17 protein-coding genes are annotated in these 16147 nt (G+C 70.4%); 3 read left to right on the top strand and 14 right to left on the bottom strand.

The features are described from left to right. Positions 1-5 precede the first annotated feature (5 nt). The 8 genes from AB3M90_RS04145 to prmC form a co-directional block, all read right to left on the bottom strand. The gene (locus AB3M90_RS04145; protein WP_412950117.1) at positions 6-797 is read right to left on the bottom strand and encodes a F0F1 ATP synthase subunit delta; all 792 of its coding nucleotides are present in this window, start codon (positions 795-797) and stop codon (positions 6-8) included. Continuing rightward, positions 797-1354, bottom strand: a complete 558-nt coding sequence (locus AB3M90_RS04140) for a F0F1 ATP synthase subunit B (protein ID WP_412950116.1) — start codon at positions 1352-1354, stop codon at positions 797-799. The genes AB3M90_RS04145 and AB3M90_RS04140 overlap by 1 nt, the downstream gene beginning before the upstream one ends. Before the next feature lie 27 nt (positions 1355-1381). Further along, positions 1382-1618: an ATP synthase F0 subunit C gene (gene atpE / locus AB3M90_RS04135; RefSeq protein WP_025103147.1), complete on the bottom strand. Its 237-nt coding sequence runs from the start codon at positions 1616-1618 to the stop codon at positions 1382-1384. Positions 1619-1661: 43 nt separating this feature from the next. Further along, positions 1662-2480 carry a F0F1 ATP synthase subunit A gene (gene atpB / locus AB3M90_RS04130; RefSeq protein ID WP_486642036.1) on the bottom strand — a complete coding sequence of 273 codons (819 nt, stop codon included), beginning with the start codon at positions 2478-2480 and terminating at the stop codon, positions 1662-1664. A gap of 111 nt (positions 2481-2591) precedes the next feature. Further along, on the bottom strand, positions 2592-3110 hold the full coding sequence (locus AB3M90_RS04125; protein WP_412950114.1) for a Cg1360 family ATP-synthase-associated protein: 519 nt from the start codon (positions 3108-3110) through the stop codon (positions 2592-2594). Next, the gene (locus AB3M90_RS04120; protein ID WP_412950113.1) at positions 3110-4279 is read right to left on the bottom strand and encodes an MraY family glycosyltransferase; all 1170 of its coding nucleotides are present in this window, start codon (positions 4277-4279) and stop codon (positions 3110-3112) included. The genes AB3M90_RS04125 and AB3M90_RS04120 overlap by 1 nt, the downstream gene beginning before the upstream one ends. Further along, the gene (locus tag AB3M90_RS04115) at positions 4276-4974 is read right to left on the bottom strand and encodes an L-threonylcarbamoyladenylate synthase (protein WP_412950112.1); all 699 of its coding nucleotides are present in this window, start codon (positions 4972-4974) and stop codon (positions 4276-4278) included. The genes AB3M90_RS04120 and AB3M90_RS04115 overlap by 4 nt, the downstream gene beginning before the upstream one ends. A 52-nt stretch (positions 4975-5026) precedes the next feature. Further along, the gene (gene prmC / locus AB3M90_RS04110; protein ID WP_412950110.1) at positions 5027-5887 is read right to left on the bottom strand and encodes a peptide chain release factor N(5)-glutamine methyltransferase; all 861 of its coding nucleotides are present in this window, start codon (positions 5885-5887) and stop codon (positions 5027-5029) included. 98 nt (positions 5888-5985) lie between these two features. Here prmC and cysK point away from each other — a divergent pair, with 98 nt between their 5' ends. Continuing rightward, positions 5986-6924, top strand: a complete 939-nt coding sequence (cysK, locus tag AB3M90_RS04105; protein ID WP_412950109.1) for a cysteine synthase A — start codon at positions 5986-5988, stop codon at positions 6922-6924. Further along, complete coding sequence (gene epsC, locus AB3M90_RS04100) at positions 6921-7496, top strand: serine O-acetyltransferase EpsC (protein WP_412950107.1); 576 nt, start codon at positions 6921-6923, stop codon at positions 7494-7496. Before cysK ends, epsC begins: the two co-directional genes overlap by 4 nt. 6 nt (positions 7497-7502) lie before the next feature. Here the strand turns inward: epsC and AB3M90_RS04095 are convergent, their stop codons facing one another. The 6 genes from AB3M90_RS04095 to lysA all read right to left on the bottom strand — a co-directional run bounded on the left by AB3M90_RS04095 (position 7503) and on the right by lysA (position 14927). Beyond that, the gene (locus tag AB3M90_RS04095) at positions 7503-7901 is read right to left on the bottom strand and encodes a hypothetical protein (protein ID WP_412951214.1); all 399 of its coding nucleotides are present in this window, start codon (positions 7899-7901) and stop codon (positions 7503-7505) included. 40 nt (positions 7902-7941) lie between these two features. Then, positions 7942-9021 (bottom strand): peptide chain release factor 1, encoded by a 1080-nt coding sequence (prfA, locus tag AB3M90_RS04090; RefSeq protein WP_412950106.1) that lies wholly within the window; start codon positions 9019-9021, stop codon positions 7942-7944. Positions 9022-9028: 7 nt separating this feature from the next. Beyond that, complete coding sequence (gene rho / locus AB3M90_RS04085; RefSeq protein WP_412950105.1) at positions 9029-11035, bottom strand: transcription termination factor Rho; 2007 nt, start codon at positions 11033-11035, stop codon at positions 9029-9031. Between the two features lie 181 nt (positions 11036-11216). After that, positions 11217-12179 carry a homoserine kinase gene (thrB, locus tag AB3M90_RS04080; protein ID WP_412950103.1) on the bottom strand — a complete coding sequence of 321 codons (963 nt, stop codon included), beginning with the start codon at positions 12177-12179 and terminating at the stop codon, positions 11217-11219. 2 nt (positions 12180-12181) lie between these two features. Further along, positions 12182-13486, bottom strand: a complete 1305-nt coding sequence (locus AB3M90_RS04075; RefSeq protein ID WP_412950102.1) for a homoserine dehydrogenase — start codon at positions 13484-13486, stop codon at positions 12182-12184. 22 nt (positions 13487-13508) lie between these two features. Then, a complete protein-coding gene (lysA, locus tag AB3M90_RS04070; RefSeq protein WP_412950101.1) occupies positions 13509-14927 on the bottom strand; it encodes a diaminopimelate decarboxylase in 1419 nt (472 codons plus the stop codon). A gap of 149 nt (positions 14928-15076) precedes the next feature. On the opposite strand from lysA, the gene AB3M90_RS04065 reads away from it, so the two are divergent. Continuing rightward, positions 15077-16147: a YihY/virulence factor BrkB family protein gene (locus AB3M90_RS04065; RefSeq protein WP_412950100.1), complete on the top strand. Its 1071-nt coding sequence runs from the start codon at positions 15077-15079 to the stop codon at positions 16145-16147.

Raw genomic sequence — 16147 nt, 5'->3', positions numbered from 1 at the left:
TCTTGTTAGCTGACAAGCTTCTGGCGAAGGTCTGCGAGACGGGCGGAGATGCTGCCGTCGATGACGTCATCGGCGATCTGCACGCGCAGGCCTCCGACGACGGCGGGATCGATGACGACGTTGAGCGCGACCGTGCCGCCGTAACGACGCGACAGGGCGTCGCTGAGACGGGTGCGCTGCGCCTCGCTGAGCGGCGAGGCGCTGTGGACGGTCGCCACGATGCGATCGCGCTGGCTCGAGACGATGCGCATGGCACGGCTGAGCAGCTGTCGCACCCGGCGCTCACGCGGCAGCCGCACGAGCGAGGTGACGATGAGCGCCGCCGGAGCGCTGGTCCCGGCCTCGGCGAGCAGACGCTCGACGAGGACGCCCTTGGCATCCTCTCCCCCGAGGCGGCTGCCCAGGGCGAGCTCGAGTTCGGCGTTCGCCGCGATCACCCGCGAGAACCCGAACAGTTCGCCCTCGATGTCGGCACCCGGCTCGGCGATCGTCGCGGCGCGGATCGCGAGCTCCTCGATGCCGTCGATCAGCTGGTCGGAGTTCGACCAGCGCTCGGCGACGGCGGACGTCAGCACGCTCCGCGCGGCGGCGGAGTATCCGCCGAACACCGCGGAGACGACGCTCTGACGCGCCTCGGCAGGAGCGGAGGGATCGGCGAGCGCGCCGCTCAGCTGCGGCGACTCGCTCACGGCTCGCGCGGCAGCGAAGAGCTCCCGTGCGGTGTCGAGAGTGACGCCCTTCGCTGCGGCAAGCGTCTCGATGGATGCCGCGAGTGCCTGAGTGGTCGCGCTGCCCATTACTTCGCCGCCTTCTCGGAAGACTCGAGGTCGGCGAGGAAGCGATCGACGACCGCCGTGGCGCGAGCGTCGTCGGAGAGGCTCTCGCCGACCACGCCGCCGGCGAGGTCGAGGGCCAGGGAGCCCACCTCGCTGCGCAGCGAGACGAGGGCCGTCTGACGCTCGGCCTCGATCTGCGTGTGAGCGGTCGCGGTGATGCGCGCGGCCTCGCTGGTCGCGGTCTCCCGCGCCTCGGCGACGATCTTCTTGCCGTCTTCGCGGGCGGCCTCGCGGATCTCGCCGGCCTGCGTGCGAGCCTCCGCCAGCTGGCGGGTGTACTCCTCGAGCGCTGCCTCGGCCTGCTTCTGCGCCTCGTCGGCCTTCGCCATGTTGCCCTCGATGGCAGCCGAACGCTCGTCGAGCATCTTGGTCAGCTTCGGAAGGGCGACCTTCCACACCACGATGAGGATGATGAGGAACCACACGCCCGACCAGATGATGTCGTACCACGCGGGGATCAGCGGGTTGTTCGCCGATTCGCCCTCTGCTGCGAGGTTCGTGACAAGAGCGTTCAGCATCCTGTCTCCTTCAGAAGTCGGTGCGGATTACGGGAAGGGGATGAATCCGACGGCGATGCCGACGAACGCAAGCGCCTCGGTGAAGGCGATACCGATCCACATGAGGACCTGCAGGCGACCTGCCAGCTCGGGCTGACGGGCGACACCCTCGATCGTCTTGCCGACGACGATGCCCACGCCGATGGCCGGGCCGATGGCTGCGAGGCCGTAGCCGACCGCCGCGAGGTGGCCGTTGATTTCAGCGAGAACCGTAGTTGCGTCCACGGGTTTTTCCTTTCGTTGGGTGGGAGGGCTGATGCCCGCCCGCTCAGTGCTCTTCTGCGACCGCGAGCTGGATGTAGACCGCGGTGAGGACGGTGAAGACGTAGGCCTGCAGCACGGCCACCAGGATCTCGAAGATCGTGAAGGCACCGCCGAAGGCGAGGGTTCCGACACCCAGGGCGGCCCAGCCGCCGCCCGCGGTGAAGAAGAAGAACTGGGTGGCCGCGAAGCACAGCACCAGGATCATGTGGCCGACGACCATGTTCATCAGCAGTCGCAGGGTGAGCGTCACCGGGCGGATGATGAACGTCGAGACGAGCTCGATCGGCGTGACGATGATGTAGACCGGCCACGGCACTCCCGACGGGAAGAGCGCGTTCTTGAAGAAGTTCTTCGGGCTCTTGCGGATGCCGGCGTAGATGAAGGTGACGTAGCTGACGATCGCGAGGACGAGGGGGACGGCGATGATGCTGGTGCCGGCGATGTTCAGGAACGGGATGATGCCCGTGATGTTCATGAACAGGGTCATGAAGAAGATCGTCGTGAGGATCGGCAGGAAGCGGTCGCCGTCCTTCCGCCCGAGCAGGTCGTGGGCGATGCCGCCGCGGACGAAGCCGAGGCCCATCTCGACCAGGCTCTGGAAACGACCGGGAACCACCGTCATGCGACGGGTGCCGAGCCAGAGGATCAGGACGACCGCGATGACCGAGAGGAGCTGCACCAGGTGGATGCGGTGCACCGGGATGCCCGCGACCTCGAAGAGGATCTCCGGGAAGAACTCGTCGATCGACGGGCCGTGGAACTCGCCGTCGGTGGCGAGTCGAGGGATCAGGGTCGCAGCAAGATTGAACAGCGCGGGCTCCAGCTTCGGGGCACCGGTCTAAACCGGGGCGACGATGGTCGGTGTGCTACACAGCGCAAGCGCTCGCGGGCGAGCGGCGGGCACTCCTCAACCCTATCAGAATCTGAGGATGCCCTAAGACCGCGGACGGCCCTCGGCAGAGCCCTCGTCGGGCTGATTCGCGGCCCCCGGCGCGCGGTCCTCCGGCACCTCGGTCGGCAGGCTCGTGTCGCTCACGTTCGGCAGTCGCATGCGCGTGAGAACGATCACGTCGATCACGAGCGACATGATCACCCCGGCCACGATCGACAGGAAGAACACCATCGGGTGCAGCCACGGCTGACCACTGAGCAGGATCATCACCACGACGAAGACGCCCAGCTTGAGGAGCCACCCGCCGAGCACGATCGCGAAGAAGAGCTGCACGTACAGCGGGTCGCCGTACCAGCGGTTGGCGACGAGGATGCTGATGCCCGTGATGGCGAGGAAGAGGGCGGAGAGGAGCACTCCGAGGAGGCCGCTGACCAGGCCCTCCCCCTGCGCGACCGCGAACCCGACCCCGCCGGCGACGAGCGCCAGCACCGCCGTCGCCACCGCCGACCAGATCAGGGTGCGCCGCAGGATGGGCGTGCTGGACACGGGACTCGGACTCATCAGGACTCCACGGGGGTCGGATCGGGTGCGACGCCCGCCGCGGGTCGTCGCCGACGGGTCGGGCTCAGGGTGATGACGAGACAGGCCGCGATGCCGACGATGCCGAAGCCGACACCGGGGAGGTACTGGCCGGGCCAGTCCTCGCGGGCGCCGACGTACATCAGCAGGACCGCGAGCGAGAGCACGGCCGTCCACGCGTAGAAGATGAGGACGGCGTCGCGGTCGCGGTGGCCCAGATCGAGCATCCGGTGATGCAGGTGCTTGCGGTCGGGTGAGAACGGCGACTTGCCGGCGTTCATGCGCCGCAGCACCGCCAGGCCGAAGTCCAGCAGCGGCAGCAGGACGACCAGCAGCGGCAGCAGGATCGGGATGAACGCACCCAGCAGCTGCGAACGTCCCAGCCGGTCGGGATCCAGCGCGGAGGGGTCCATCTGACCGGTGAGCGCGATCGCCGACGTCGACATGAGCAGTCCGATCACCAGCGCACCCGAATCGCCCATGAACAGCTTCGCCGGACTCCAGTTCAACGGGAGGAAGCCCAGGCACGCCCCGATGAGGACGGCGGCGACGAACGTCGACAGGTTGAAGTAGCTCGAGGCGCCGGAGTCGCGCGTGAAGATGTAGGAGTACGCGAAGAACACGCCGTTCGAGATGAGGCACACCCCCGCGACCAGGCCGTCGAGCCCGTCGATGAAGTTCACCGCGTTCATCACGATGACGATCGCGAACATCGTCATCGTGATGCTCACCCAGCTGGAGAACACGATGAGGTCGCCGAACGGCAGCGAGAGGATCTGCAGTCCTCCGCCGACCGTGATGATGCCGGCGGCGAGGAACTGCGCTCCGAGCTTGATCATCCAGTCGAGATCCCACAGGTCGTCGACGACCCCGATGACGGCGATCAGCAGCGATGCCCCGAGGATCGACCACATCGTCGTGGGCGGAACCCAGATGCTCTGGAAGAAGGGGTTCGCCGCCGACACCAGGAAAGCGGTGGCGATTCCCAGGAAGATGGCGACGCCGCCCAGCCGCGGCGTCGGCGTGGTGTGCACGTCCCGATCGCGGATGCCGGGGTACAGCTTGAAGCGGAGGCTCAGCCGCCACACCGCCCAGGTCAGCCCGAAGGTGATGACCGCGGTGAGGATGACCGTGAAGAGGTACTGCTTCACGGATTCCCGTCCTGCGGCGGCTCCTCGGCCTCGAGCAGATCGCCGAGCACCTCGAGCAGCTGGGAACGGGACACGACGCCCTGACGCAGGATCCGGACCTCGCCCCGTTCTCCGTCGGCACGCCGCACCAGCGACGTGGCGTCGACGATCGTCGAGGCGACCCCGTCCTTGCTCATGCCGTCGTCGAGGTAGACCGCGACGCTGTCTCCCAGCATCCGCTCAGCGTCGTGCGCCGAGATGGCGGCGGCCTGGCCCGTGAGATTCGCGCTCGACACCGCGAGCGGACCCGTCTCGGCGAGGAGTTCGAGCGCGACCCGCCCTTCCGGCATCCGTACGGCGACGGTTCCGCGGGTCTCCCCCAGATCCCAGACGAGCGAGGGCTGGGCGGGGAGGACGATGGTGAGGCCGCCGGGCCAGAACGCCTCGACGAGCCGCTGGACGGCCTCGGGGACGGACTCGGCCAGAGCGGAGAGCGTGTCCTTCGAACCGATCAGGACCGGCGGAGGCTGATCGCGTCCGCGCCCCTTGGCGTCGAGCAGTCGCTGGACCGCGGTGGCGGAGAAGGCATCGGCGGCGATGCCGTAGACGGTGTCGGTGGGGATGACGATGAGGTCGCCGCGGCCGATCGCCTGGCGCGCGTGACGCATTCCGGCGAGCAGCTGCGCCTCGTCGCGGCAGTCGAAGATGGTGGTCATGACCGTTCGATTCTATGCGGGGCGGGGGCGGCTCACGCGCCCGGCGACCTGATCAGGCGCGGAGCGCCGTCGTGGCGCGGTCGCGCAGGGTGAGGTCGCGGTGCGTCGCGGCGGCGCGCCAGCCGGCGTCGGTGAGCAGATCGCGGATGGCTCCGCCCTGCAGCTCGCCGTGCTCGATGACCAGCAGGCCGCCAGGGCGCAGCAGCCGCAGCGCGCGCGAGCTGAGCTTCCGCACGACGTCGAGTCCGTCCACTCCCCCGTAGAGCGCCAGGGCCGGATCGAACAGACGCACCTCGGGATCGCGCGGAACCGCGGCGTCGGGCACGTACGGCGGATTGGAGATGACGACCGACGCCGTGCCGTCGAGCTCCGGGAACGCGTCGGCCAGATCGGACAGCACGAGGGTGAGGTTCTCGGCGTGCGCGGTGTTGCGGTCGGCCCACGCGTACGCCTCGGGCGAGAGCTCCGCCGCGAAGATGCGGGCATGGGGCACCTCGGTCGCCATCGCCAGGGCGATCGCACCGCTCCCGGTGCCGAGATCCACGCCCACGGGCTCGGGCTCCGGTGCGTTCAGCAGCGCGTCGATCGCGTACTGCACCACCGTCTCGGTCTCGGGGCGGGGCACGAAGACCCCGGGACCGACGGCGAGCTCGAGATGCCGGAAGGGCGCCGTTCCGGTGATGTGCTGCAGCGGCTCGCGCGCGGCTCGCCGTGTCACCGCCGCGTCGAGGACGGCGGCGTCGGCCTCGGAGACCCGATCGCCGCGCACGACCGCAGCCTGCACCTCGCCGCGACGCCGGTCGAGCACGTGCCCGGCGAGCAGTTCGGCGTCGACCAGCGGATCGGGCACGCCCGCGTCGGCGAGACGCCGGGCGGCGGCGCGCACGAGGGCGGCGAGGAAGTTCTCGGGCATGCGTCCAGCGTAGAGTGCATGCGACTGTCACAATTCCGGCCCGCGCAGCCTGCTCGCCGTAGGCTGGAGCGGCAGCGACCCGCACAGGAAGGCTCCTCATGCCCGGCATCCACTCCGACATCACGACCGCATTCGGCAACACCCCCCTGGTGCGCCTGAACCGCGTGACCGAGGGCGTCGAGGCCACCGTCCTCGCCAAGCTCGAGTTCTACAACCCCGCCTCGAGCGTGAAGGACCGCCTCGGCATCGCCATCGTCGACGCGGCGGAGGCCTCGGGCGAGCTGAAGCCGGGTGGGACGATCGTCGAGGCCACGAGCGGCAACACCGGCATCGCGCTGGCGATGGTCGGCGCGGCCCGCGGCTACAAGGTGATCCTGACGATGCCGGCGTCGATGTCGAAGGAGCGGCGGATGCTGCTGAAGGCCTTCGGCGCCGAGCTCGTGCTCACCGACCCCACCAAGGGCATGACCCACGCGGTCGCCGAGGCGGAGGAGATCGCAGCCAGGACTCCCGGCGCGATCCTCGCGAAGCAGTTCGCGAACGAGGCCAACCCGGCCATCCACCGCAAGACCACGGCGGAGGAGATCCTCCGCGACACCGACGGCAAGGTCGACTACCTGGTCGCCGGCATCGGCACCGGCGGGACCATCACCGGCGTCGGGCAGGTGCTGAAGGAGCGCGTCCCCGGCGTCACGATCGTCGCCGTCGAGCCGAAGGACTCCCCCATCCTCACCGAGGGCCACCCCGGTCCGCACAAGATCCAGGGCATCGGACCGAACTTCGTCCCTCCCATCCTCGACCGCGAGGTCCTCGACGAGGTCATCGACGTCACCTTCGACGATGCGATCCGCGTCGCCCGTGACACCGCCAGCCGGGAGGGCATCCTCGTGGGGATGTCGAGCGGCGCGGCCATCTGGGCGGCGCTCGAGGTCGCGAAGCGACCCGAGGCCGCCGGCAAGACCATCGTGGTGATCATCCCGTCGTTCGGTGAGCGCTACCTGTCCACGGCGCTCTACGAGCACCTGCGCGACGAGTGATCACGAGCATCGCGACCCGGCTCCGCGAGGATGTCGCCGCGGCTCGCCTGCGCGACCCCGCCGCCCGCACCTCGCTCGAGGTGGCGCTGCTGTATCCCGGCCTGCACGCGATCTGGGCGCACCGCGTCTCGCACGCGCTGTGGCGGCGGCGCCTGCGCCTCCTGGCCCGGGCGACGTCTCAGCTCTCGCGTTGGCTGACCGGGGTCGAGATCCATCCCGGCGCGCGGATCGGCCGCCGCTTCTTCATCGACCACGGCATGGGCGTCGTGATCGGAGAGACGGCCGAGATCGGCGACGACGTGATGCTCTACCACGGCGTCACGCTGGGCGGTCGCACCCGTGATGCAGGCAAGCGGCACCCCACTCTGGAAGACGGAGTCGCCGTCGGCGCCGGCGCCAAGATCCTCGGCCCGGTGACGATCGGGGCGGGATCGGTGATCGGGGCGAACGCCGTGGTCACCAAGGACGCCCCGGCCGACAGCATCCTGGTCGGCGTGCCGGCGAAGCCGCGTCAGCGTGGCACGGTCGACGACACCCGGGCGCTGCTCACCGCGCCCGAGTACTCCATCTGACCGGCATCAGCGTCGGCTCTCGCGCTTCGCCTCGTCACGGCGACGGAGGAGGACGAGCGGCAGGAGCACGCTTCCGAGTGCCGTCACGAGCCACACGATGACCGCGCCCAGCAGCCAGCCTGCGAGATCGACGATGCGCAGACCGCCGACGGGCAGCAGCACGACGACGATCAGCGCTATCAGCGTCGAGAAGATGCCGATGCCGCCCATGAGCACCGGCGCGTAGCGATCGGCCAGGCGACTGACCCAGGGCGCCAGCACGCTCTGGAGCACCGCGAAAACGACGATGCAGACGAGGAATCCCCACCACTGGTCCCACTGGATCCGGAAGCCCGGGAGCACGGCGTCCGCGACGATGAGACCCAGGCCGGCTGACACGAGGTACAGCAGCGCCCGATACAGCATTGTGATCACGCGCCGAGCATAGCGCTCCCGCTCTCGCGCGTCAGGAGTCAGATCCGACGGCGGCGAGCCGCGCCTCCTCGTCGGCGGCGATGGCGCTCTCGATGATCGGGTCGAGCGCGCCGTCCATCACCTGGTCGAGGTTGTACGCCTTGAACCCGGTGCGGTGGTCGGCGATGCGGTTCTCGGGGAAGTTGTAGGTGCGGATGCGCTCCGAGCGGTCCATCCCGCGGATCTGCGACTTCCGGGCGTCGGATGCCGCGGCATCCAGCTCCTCCTGCTGCTTGGCGAGCAGGCGTGCGCGGAGCACCCGCATGGCCGCCTCGCGGTTCTGCAGCTGCGACTTCTCGTTCTGCATCGACACCACGATGCCCGTCGGGACGTGCGTGATGCGCACCGCCGAATCGGTGGTGTTGACCGACTGACCGCCGGGGCCGGACGAGCGGAAGACATCGATCTTGAGATCGTTCTGGTCGATCTGGATCTCTTCGGGCTCGTCGACCTCGGGAAAGACGAGAACGCCGGTCGTCGACGTGTGGATGCGCCCCTGGGACTCGGTCGCCGGCACGCGCTGCACGCGGTGCACGCCGCCCTCGTACTTCAGGTGCGCCCAGACGCCCTGCGCCGGATCGGTCGACGACCCCTTGATCGCCACCTGGACGTCCTTGAAACCGCCGAGGTCGGACTCGTTGCGCTCGAGCAGCTCGGTCTTCCAGCCCTTCGACGCCGCGTACTGCACGTACATGCGCAGGAGATCGGCGGCGAACAGAGCTGATTCGGCCCCGCCCTCCCCCGCCTTGATCTCCATGATCACGTCGCGGGCGTCATCGGGGTCGCGCGGGATGAGCAGGCGGCGCAGACGCTCCTGAGCCGTCTGGAGTCCGTCTTCGAGCACCGGGATCTCGGCCGCGAAGGCGTCGTCCTCCCGGGCGAGTTCGCGCGCCGCGTCGAGATCGTCGGATGCCGCGACCCACGCCTCATGCGCCGCCACGATCCGCGACAGCTCGGCGTAGCGACGGTTGACGCGCTTCGCGCGGCCGGCGTCGGCGTGCACCGCCGGGTCGGAGAGCTCCTCCTGCACCCGGCGATGCTCGTCGATCAGAGTCTGGACGGACTCGAACACCGAGACCTCAGCGGATGTTGTTGTCGTGGCCGTGCGCGCCCGACGGAAGCGTCGGGATCGACTTCTGCATCTGCACGAGGAACTCCACGTTCGAGTGGGTCTCCTTGAGCTTGCCGAGCACCACCTCGAGGGCCTGCTGCTGGTCGAGGCCGGCGAGGGCGCGACGCAGCTTCCAGGTGATCTTGACCTCGTCGGCCGAGAGCAGCATCTCTTCGCGGCGCGTGCTCGACGCGTTCACGTCGACCGCCGGGAAGATGCGCTTGTCGGCGAGCTGGCGCGAGAGGCGCAGCTCGCTGTTGCCGGTGCCCTTGAACTCCTCGAAGATGACCTCGTCCATCTTGGATCCGGTCTCGACGAGAGCCGTGGCGAGGATGGTGAGCGACCCGCCGTTCTCGATGTTGCGCGCTGCACCGAAGAAGCGCTTCGGCGGGTACAGCGCCGAGGCGTCGACGCCACCGGTGAGCACCCGACCGGATGCCGGGGCGGCGAGGTTGTAGGCGCGCCCCAGTCGCGTGATGGAGTCGAGCAGCACGACGACGTCGCGGCCGAGCTCGACCAGGCGCTTCGCGCGCTCGATCGCGAGCTCGGCGACCGTCGTGTGGTCCTCGGCGGGGCGGTCGAAGGTCGAGGCGATCACTTCGCCCTTGACCGTGCGCTCCATGTCGGTGACCTCTTCGGGGCGCTCGTCGACGAGCACGACCATGAGGTGCACCTCGGGGTTGTTCTGCGCGATCGCGTTCGCGATCTGCTGCAGGACGATGGTCTTGCCGGCCTTCGGGGGCGCGACGATGAGTCCGCGCTGGCCCTTACCGATCGGGGCGACCAGGTCGATGATGCGCTGGGTGAGCTTCTCGGGGGCCGTCTCGAGACGCAGGCGCTCCTGCGGGTACAGCGGGGTGAGCTTGCCGAAGTCGACGCGCGTGGCGGCGTCGTCGACCGACAGGCCGTTGATCGAATCGACCTTGACCAGCGCGTTGTACTTCTGGCGCCCCTGCTGCTCGCCCTCGCGCGGCTGCTTGATCGAGCCGACGACCGCGTCGCCCTTGCGCAGGTTGTACTTCTTGACCTGGCCGAGCGAGACGTAGACGTCGCTCGGACCGGCGAGGTAGCCCGTGGTGCGCACGAAGGCGTAGTTGTCGAGCACGTCGAGGATGCCGGCGATCGGGATCAGGACGTCGTCCTCGCCGATCTCGGTGTCGAACTCGTCGGTGGGGGCGCCACCACGACGCTTGTTGCGCTGACGGCCTCGGCCGTTGCCACCCGCCTGGTCGTCGTCGGCGGCAGGCTGGTTCTGCTGCTGATCGCCTCCGTTGCCGCTCTGGCCGCCGCGTCCGCGGTTGCGGCTGCGGTTGCGGTTGCGGCTGCGACCGCCCTGCTCGTCGCCGCCGTCCGACGACTCCGATGCGCCGTCGGCGCCCTGGGTGCCGCCCGTGCTCTGGAGAGCGTCCTTGCGGTTCGCGTCGCTCTGGGCACCGCCGTCGGGCTGCGCTCCGCCGTCGGTCTGCGCGCCGCCGGTCTGCGCGCCGCCGTCGGTCTGCGCGCCGCCGTCGGTCTGCGCGCCGCCGTCGGTCTGCGCGCCGGTCGACGGGGCGTCGGCGGCATCGGCGGCGGGCGCGGCGGCCTCGCCGGCGGGCTTCTTCGCGCCGCGGCGACCGCGTCCGGTGGTCTTGGGAGCGGCTTCCGCCGCGCCGTCGCCCTCGACGGCCGGAGCGGCTGCCGTCTCGCCCGCGGCCTCGCCCGGCGCCTCGGCATCGGCCTTCTTCGCGCGACTGCGGCGGGGGGCCTTCGCCTTGGGGGCCGCCTCGGCGGTGTCGGCTCCGTCGCCGGACGGCGCCGACTGCGGTTCGGACGCCGTGGGGGCGGCATCCGTCTCGGGCGCCTTCTCCGCCTTCGCCGCGCTGGCGGTGGTGGCGCGCCGAGGCGCGCGCTTGCGCGCCGGTGCGGCCGTCTCCGTCGCTTGTGCGTCGACGACCGACGTGGACTGATCGTTCTGGGTCTCGGAGAGGTTCTCCACGAGTACTCCCTTATATGTCATGGGGAATGAGCGGTGAACGCGCGCAACGGGTGCTGCGCGCGATCGCACGGACCGGCGCTCGGCGCCGGCCTGCCCCGGCACGGGTTCTCGGAGAGAAGCAGTGCCTCAGGGGTTCGCGTGCGGGTCTTGCGAGAGTTGCAATGGGGCCAGATTCACGAAACTACGTGGAGCCCTCCGCTCGGTTCCCCACTGTACCACCACGCACGTCGACGGCGAGCAGCAGCGCCTCCCACGGGGTGTCGGTGACCTGCGCGGCCAGCTCGACGGCGTCCAGACGGCCGCCGGGGCCGTCGGCGAGCACGAGCACGCTGGGGCCGGCGCCCGAGACCACGGCGGCGAAGCCCGCCGCACGGAGCGCCTGCACGAGACGCTGCGTCTCGGGCATCGCCTCGGCACGGTAGTCCTGATGGAGCCGATCGGCGGTCGCATCCAGCAGCAGCTCGGGACTCTGCATCAGCGCGGCGATGAGCAGGGCGGAGCGCGAGACGTTGAACACGGCATCCGCGGTCGAGACCTGCGGCGGCTGCAGCGACCGCGCCTGCGACGTCGACATCGTGTACGGCGGGACGAGCACGAGCGGAGACACGCCTCGGTGCACCAGGAGCTTCTTGTGCTGCGGCCCCCGTTCGCCCATCCAGGCGATCGTCAACCCGCCGAAGAGCGCCGGGGCGACGTTGTCGGGATGGCCCTCGAGTTCGGTGGCCAGGCGCAGCAGGTCGGCGTCGTCGATGTCGACGTCACCGGCGAGCAGCCCCTTCGCCGCGAGCACTCCGGCTGCCACGGCGGCTCCCGAGGAGCCCAGCCCTCGCCCGTGCGGCACGCCGTTCTCGGCGACGATGCGGAGGCCGGGAGGGGTCCTGCCCGCATCGGCGAAGACGTAGGCGATCGTCCGGACGACGAGGTTCGACGCGTCGCGCGGGATCTCGTCGGCCCCCGACCCCGACACCTCGATCTCGAGACGACCGGCGGGCAGCGCCGTCACCTCGAGGGTGTCGTAGACGCTCAGGGCGAGCCCCAGCGTGTCGAACCCGGGGCCGAGGTTGGCGCTCGTGGCCGGAACCCGCACCTCGACGGTGCGCCCCGCGACGGTGCGCCCCTCGACGGGCGCCGCGGATGCCGGCATCGTCACTCGCCCTCCACACGCAGCACCGACACGACCCGCTCGACCACGTCGCTTCCGGCGAGAGCGTCGACCGTCGCGCTGAGCGCGTGCTCGGTGGCGCGGTGGGTGCCGATGACGAGGCGCGCCGTCGGCTCGTCCTCCCCCTCCACGGTCTGCACGACCGTGGCGACCGAGACGCCGCCGTCGCTCAGGATGCCGGCGACCGTGGCGAGCACGCCTGCGGCGTCGGAGACCTCGAGCGTGATCTGATAGCGGGTCGTGACATGACCGATCGGCACGACCGGAAGGTTCGCGCGGGTGGACTCACCCACCCCGACACCGCCCGCGATGTGACGGCGGGCGGCCGAGACGACGTCGCCGAGCACCGCCGACGCGGTCTGCACGCCACCGGCGCCGGCGCCGTAGAACATCAGCGAGCCGGCCGCCTCCGCCTCGACGAACACCGCGTTGTTGGCACCGTGCACCGAGGCGAGCGGATGCGACGCCGGGACCAGCGCCGGGTACACGCGCACCGAGATCGACTCGGTGCCGTTCGCCTCGAGGCGCTCGCAGACCGCGAGCAGCTTGATCACGAATCCGGCCGCGCGCGCCTCGTCGATCATCGATGCCGTGATCGAGGTGATGCCCTCGCGGTGCACGGCGTCGAGGGGGACGGCGGTGTGGAACGCGAGGCTCGCGAGGATCGCGGCCTTCTGCGCGGCGTCGTAGCCTTCGACGTCGGCGGTCGGGTCGGCCTCGGCGTATCCGAGGCGCTGCGCATCGGCGAGCACGTCGGCGAAATCCGCACCCTCGGTCTCCATCCGATCGAGGATGTAGTTCGTCGTGCCGTTGACGATGCCCATGATGCGCACCACGCGGTCGCCCGCCAGCGAGTCGCGCAGAGGGCGGATGATGGGGATGGCGCCGGCGGCGGCCGCCTCGTAGTAGACCGAGGCGCCGACCCGATCGGCGGCCTCGAAGAGCTCGGGTCCGTGCGTGGCGAGCAGCGCCTTGTTCGCGGTGACGACGTCGGCGCCGGACCCGATCGCCTGGAGGATGCTCGTGCGGGCCGGCTCGATGCCCCCGATGAGCTCGATGACGATGTCGGACCCGAGGATCAGCGACTCGGCGTCCGTCGTGAAGAGCTCCCTCGGCAGATCGGCATCGCGCGGCGCATCGACGTCGCGGACGGCGATGCCGGCGAGCTCCAGCGCGGCTCCGGCACGGTCGGCCAGCTCGTCGCCGTGGCGCAGCAGGAGCGCTGCGACCTGCGAGCCGACGGCTCCCGCACCCAGCAGCGCCACACGAAGTCGTCGGTAGTCGGTCATCGGATGCTCCTTCGGAGGTGGGTCATTGGTCTCCCTCGGGGGCGTGCGCCCCGTCGATGCCGGCGTCGCGGGCCAGCAGGTCGTCGATGGTCTCGCCGCGGACGATGACCCGTGCTCGGCCGTCGCGCACGGCGACGATCGGCGGTCGCGGCACATGGTTGTAGTTGCTCGACAGCGACGCGCAGTACGCCCCGGTCGCGGGCACCGCGAGCAGATCGCCCGGCACCAGATCGGCCGGGAGGTACTCGTGGTCGACGACGACGTCGCCCGACTCGCAGTGCTTGCCGACCACGCGGCTCAGCTGCGGCTCCCCGCCGCCGGCGCGCGACGCGAGGCGGGCCGAGAACTGCGCGCCGTACAGCGCCGTGCGCGCGTTGTCGCTCATGCCGCCGTCGACGCTGACGTACCGTCGCACGGCCCCGGAGGAGACCGTCACATCCTTGGTGGTGCCCACCTCGTAGAGGGTGACGCCCGCCGTCCCGACGATCGCCCGGCCCGGCTCGAACGACAGCGCGGGCACCGGGATGCCGCGAGCCGCGCAGCCCTCGGCCACGGCCTCGACGATCTCGCCCGCGAGCTGCGCGATCGGCGTCGGGTCGTCGACCCGCGTGTAGGCGATGCCGAACCCGCCGCCCAGGTTCAGCTGCGGCACGGGACCGCCTTCGAGCAGGGCCGCGTGCAGTTCGAGCACGCGGGAGGCCGACTCGCGGAAGCCGGCGACGCCGAAGATCTGCGACCCGATGTGGCAGTGCAGTCCGGCGAAGTCCAGACCCGGCAGCTCGCGGATGCGCGCGACCGCGTCGGCGGCATCCCCGACGGGGAACCCGAACTTCTGGTCTTCGTGCGCCGTGGCGAGGAAGTCGTGGGTCTCGGCGTGGACTCCGCTGACCACGCGGACGAGGACGCGCTGCACGGCACCCGTTCGCGCGGTGATGGCGGCCAGTCGCTCGATCTCGATCGCGCTGTCGACGACGACGGTGCCGACGCCGACCTCGACCGCGCGCTCGAGCTCGGCCGTCGACTTGTTGTTCCCGTGGAAGCCCAGGGACGCCGGCGCCACGCCCGCCGCGAGGGCCACCGCGAGCTCACCGCCGGTGCAGACGTCGATGCGCAGGCCCTCGTCGACTACCCAGCGCGCCACCGTGGTCGACAGGAAGGCCTTGCCCGCGTAGTAGACCTGCGCGGTCGTGCCGTGCTCGGCCGCCGCGCGGTCGAAAGCGGTGCGGAACGCCCTGGCTCGCGCGCGGACCTCGTCTTCGTCGAGCACGAGGACCGGGGTGCCGTGGTCGCGCGCGAGTTCGGCGGCGCTCACCCCGGCGATGACGAGCGCGCCCTCGGCGTCGCGCGTGGCGGATGCCGGCCACACGCGATCGGCGAGGTCGTTCGCGTCTTCGGGGACGGAGAGCCATTCCGGAGCGAGCGAATCGGCAGGGGGAAGCACGGAGCACCAATCGTGGGAGGGATCTCGGGCGGAACGCGCACATCGAGATTGACCCGATTCTAGGGCACCGTCCTCGGCCGACTGATCACGGTGACGCCCGGCGTCAAGCCCTTGTTCCCGTCCGGGGAGGCCTCAATAGGGTGGGGATCGTGACGAACACTCCCGCGACCTCGACGACCACCGATCCCTCGGCCGATCAGCCGGATCGTCCCGGTCTCATCGCCCGTGTCACACAGCCCGTGATCGCCTGGGCCCTGCGGCGGCGCCTGGTGCGCGCCGCGCTGCTGTACTCCGAGCGCCGCGGACCGATGCTGGCCGACAGCGTCACGTACCGGGCGCTGTTCAGCGTCTTCGCCGGCGTGCTGCTGGGCTTCTCGCTCGCCGCGCTGTGGCTGGCGGGCAACCCCGACGCGTGGCGGGCGATCATCGACGCCGTGCAGGCAGCCGTCCCGGGCCTCATCGGCGCCGACGGCGTGATCGATCCGAGCGACCTGCGTCAGCCGGCGTCGCTGTCGATCGCAGGCATCATCTCGCTCGTCGCGCTCGTCGGGGCCGCGCTCGGTGCGATCGGGTCGCTGCGCACCGCCGTGCGGGTGATCGCGGGCACCGTGCAGGACGACATCCTGTTCATCTGGGTGATCCTGCGCAACCTCCTGCTCGCCGTCGGCATCGGCCTGTCGTTCGTCATCGCGGCGGCGCTCACCTTCGCCGGACAGCTCGGCGTCGCCTGGATCAGCGACCTGCTCGGGCTGCCATCGGATGCGCCGGTGGTCGAATGGGGCGTGCGCGTGATCTCGCTCGTGATCGTGTTCGGCCTCGACACCCTGCTCCTCGTGGGGGTGTTCCTCCTGCTCTCGGGCGTGCGTCCGGCCGGGCGCTCTCTCTGGTCGGGGGCCCTGCTGGGGGCGGTCGGACTGGTGGTGCTGCAGCAGCTGTCGAGCCTGTTCGTCGGCGGAGCGACCAGCAATCCGCTCCTCGCCTCGTTCGCCTCGCTGCTGGCGCTGCTCATCTGGCTGAACTTCTCGGCGCAGGTGATGCTGATCGCCTGCGCGTACATCGTCACCGCCGAGGAGGAGCGTACCGATCGCGTGCACGAGCGGTTCGGCGCCACGACCTTCCCGCTGCGCCGGCTGCAGCGCGCCGAGGTCGACGTGCGCATAGCGACCGACGAGCTGCGTGCGGCGCAGCGGGCCGTGGCGGGAGACGACGGGAAGTCGTGA

Origin of the sequence: Microbacterium martis (assembly GCF_047246685.1) — a bacterium.
GTDB lineage: Bacteria > Actinomycetota > Actinomycetes > Actinomycetales > Microbacteriaceae > Microbacterium.
Note: the sequence above shows the minus strand (reverse complement) of the source record. Positions and strands in the feature narration are given on the sequence as shown.

Excerpts from the sequence above, each read along its gene's own strand:
- AB3M90_RS04140 (WP_412950116.1), bottom strand. The coding sequence starts at position 1,354 with ATGCTGAACGCTCTTGTCACGAACCTCGCAGCAGAGGGCGAATCGGCG.
- cysK (WP_412950109.1), top strand. The coding sequence starts at position 5,986 with ATGCCCGGCATCCACTCCGACATCACGACCGCATTCGGCAACACCCCC.
- thrB (WP_412950103.1), bottom strand. The coding sequence starts at position 12,179 with ATGCCGGCATCCGCGGCGCCCGTCGAGGGGCGCACCGTCGCGGGGCGC.
- AB3M90_RS04145 (WP_412950117.1), bottom strand. The coding sequence starts at position 797 with ATGGGCAGCGCGACCACTCAGGCACTCGCGGCATCCATCGAGACGCTT.
- AB3M90_RS04095 (WP_412951214.1), bottom strand. The coding sequence starts at position 7,901 with ATGCTGTATCGGGCGCTGCTGTACCTCGTGTCAGCCGGCCTGGGTCTC.
- AB3M90_RS04115 (WP_412950112.1), bottom strand. The coding sequence starts at position 4,974 with ATGACCACCATCTTCGACTGCCGCGACGAGGCGCAGCTGCTCGCCGGA.
- AB3M90_RS04125 (WP_412950114.1), bottom strand. The coding sequence starts at position 3,110 with ATGAGTCCGAGTCCCGTGTCCAGCACGCCCATCCTGCGGCGCACCCTG.
- AB3M90_RS04075 (WP_412950102.1), bottom strand. The coding sequence starts at position 13,486 with ATGACCGACTACCGACGACTTCGTGTGGCGCTGCTGGGTGCGGGAGCC.
- prmC (WP_412950110.1), bottom strand. The coding sequence starts at position 5,887 with ATGCCCGAGAACTTCCTCGCCGCCCTCGTGCGCGCCGCCGCCCGGCGT.